At 72.1% G+C, this 2,227-nt stretch carries 4 protein-coding genes and 1 tRNA gene; all 5 read right to left on the bottom strand.

Annotated elements, in window-relative coordinates; genetic code table 11:
• Positions 1-58 precede the first annotated feature (58 nt).
• Positions 59-131, bottom strand: a tRNA-Ala gene (locus tag Q0L54_RS11075).
• 64 nt (positions 132-195) lie between these two features.
• Positions 196-801, bottom strand: a complete 606-nt coding sequence (locus tag Q0L54_RS11070) for a histidine phosphatase family protein (RefSeq protein WP_296668092.1) — start codon at positions 799-801, stop codon at positions 196-198.
• Complete coding sequence (locus Q0L54_RS11065; protein ID WP_296668090.1) at positions 798-1,418, bottom strand: histidine phosphatase family protein; 621 nt, start codon at positions 1,416-1,418, stop codon at positions 798-800. The genes Q0L54_RS11070 and Q0L54_RS11065 overlap by 4 nt, the downstream gene beginning before the upstream one ends.
• Positions 1,415-1,777: a ribosome silencing factor gene (gene rsfS, locus Q0L54_RS11060; RefSeq protein ID WP_296668088.1), complete on the bottom strand. Its 363-nt coding sequence runs from the start codon at positions 1,775-1,777 to the stop codon at positions 1,415-1,417. Before rsfS ends, Q0L54_RS11065 begins: the two co-directional genes overlap by 4 nt.
• Positions 1,774-2,227: hypothetical protein (locus tag Q0L54_RS11055; protein WP_296668086.1), on the bottom strand; the 454-nt coding region annotated here is incomplete at its 5' end. The genes Q0L54_RS11055 and rsfS, both read right to left, overlap by 4 nt.

Here is a 2,227-nt window from a genome sequence, read left to right as displayed (position 1 = left end):
GAAACACAGAAGCCGCCCCGAAGGGCGGCCTCTGCTTCAGTGCTGTCTCAACACTAAGTGGAGCTGAGGGGACTCGAACCCCTGACCCCCTGCATGCCATGCAGGTGCGCTACCAGCTGCGCCACAGCCCCGCGACCCGAAGGTCCCGCGCTCCGAAGAGCGGTGATCAGGATAGCCCACATTCGCCGCCGGGTGCTAATCCTCGACGGCCGCCCCGAGCCCGTACCGGGCCAGCGACCAGTGCCCCGGCGAGGAGACCATGACGTTCCAATGAGCGTGCGGCAGCTTCCCCAGCACGGTGCCGTGAACGTCGAGACCGAGCAGGGCCAGCGACCCGAGCATGATGGCGCTGCCGTGGCTGACGGCGACCACGAGCGAGGCACCCTCGCACGCCTCCGTGAGCCCCTCGGCGACTCGCGCCGCGACGTCCGCGGCCTTGCCCCAGCCTTCGATCTCCGGATCGAGACCCCGGTGACGGCGCTCGTAGTCACGCGGCCATCGCAGGCGAATCTCGTCCCAGGTGAGGCCCTCCCACTCGCCGTACGAGCGCTGGGTCAGCCGCGCATCGGCGCGTGCCGGCACCCCGGTCGCCGCGGCTAGTTCCGCGGCGCTGTCCGCAGCCCGCAGGAGCGGCGAGCACACGATCCGATCCGGTACGCCGTAGGTGGCCACCAGGGACGATGCGGCGGCGCGGGACTGCGCCCGCCCCTCCTCACCCAGGGCCACGTCGAGCGAGCCCTGCAGCCTGCGCTCGGCGTTGTACGCCGTGAGGCCGTGACGGAGCAGCACGAGCACGGTCACGGGCGCACCCCCACTGCCGGCGCGCCCACGTTGTGCCGCTCCAGCGACCAGCCGCCCGCGGGCGACGGCACCAGGCGCGACCATGCGGCGTTCTCGAGATTGCCGAGCGTGCGCCCCTCGAGCGCCAACCCGAGCAGGCTGAGCATCAGCATGCGTCCCGACGAGCCATGGGCCACCACCACCAGGTCGCCCGGCACTCGGGCGACCCACTCGTGGACCGCGGCCGTGCCGCGCGCCGCGACGGTCACGTGAGACTCGTAGCCGTCGAAGTCGGGTTCGAATCCGGCCTTCCACGCCGCGTCGTCGTCGGGGAACTGCTCGGCACGCTCGTGGGCGAGCAGCCCCTCCCAGGGCCCGTAGCGACGCTCGCCGAGCCGGGCGTCCTGATGCAGGGGCGCCCCGCGCTCGCCGACGATGATCCGCGCCGTCTCGGCCGCCCGCACCAGGGTGGAAGAGACGAAGACGGCGTCGGGCTCGAGCACTCGCCATAGGCTTGCCGCCGCCGCCCGCGCCTGACCCCGACCGGTGTCGTTGAGGGGGATGTCCGACGATCCCTGGAGGCGTCCCGCGGCATTCCAGTCGGTCTGGCCGTGGCGGACGACGAAGAGGCGGGTCACTCGGCGGGGCCGAGCGAGATGACCGGGCAGTCCTTCCACAGCCGCTCGAGCTCGTAGTAGGCGCGCTCCTCATCGTGCATGACGTGCACGATGATGTCGTTGAAGTCGAGCAGCGCCCAGCGGCCCTCGCGCACACCCTCGCGTCGAGCGGCGTCGGCGCCCAGCTTGTGGAGCTCCTCCTCGATCCCCTCCGCGACGGCCGCCACCTGGCGCTCGTTCGACGCCGAGGCGATCACGAAGGCGTCCGCAAGCGGCATGTGCGCGGACACGTCGAGGGCGACGATTCCTTCCGCCTTCTTGGCGTCCGCGGCCTTCGCCGCCGCACGTACCAGCTCGACCGCTCGCTCGGTGGCGGTCATCCCGCGTTGCCAGTGAGGTGCCACACGAGCACGCCGAGCAGGAACGCCACAGCGCCGATCACGGCGAGGTGAGCCCAGGCGAAGTGGTGAGCGCCCTCGTCGGTCTCCGCAGCCTGCAGGCGTCGCGCGGCCTCGGTGTCGGTCTCCGCTGGCAGCTCCGTGTCGACGGGCGGGTCACCCACCTGCCCCTCGGGCGCGGTTCCCGCGGACGATGCGGTGGCCGCGTAGCCATGCATGATCTTGGTGAAGTCCGGGATCGGGATGTGCTCGGAGGGCGTGTACTCGGCGACCTCACGCGTCTGCACCTGCGCGAGGGGGTGCGACTCCCAGACGGAAGGCATCGCGGCTGCGGCCGTCGCGGACCGCAGGCCCGCGGGCACGATCGGCGCGCCGGCCGAAGGCGTCGACGCCGTCGCCGGAGCCGGAGTTGGCGGCGGCGGAGCAAGGGCG

The sequence above is a fragment of the Demequina sp. genome (genome assembly GCF_024642165.1).
Classification (GTDB): domain Bacteria; phylum Actinomycetota; class Actinomycetes; order Actinomycetales; family Demequinaceae; genus Demequina.
Note: the sequence above shows the minus strand (reverse complement) of the source record. Positions and strands in the feature narration are given on the sequence as shown.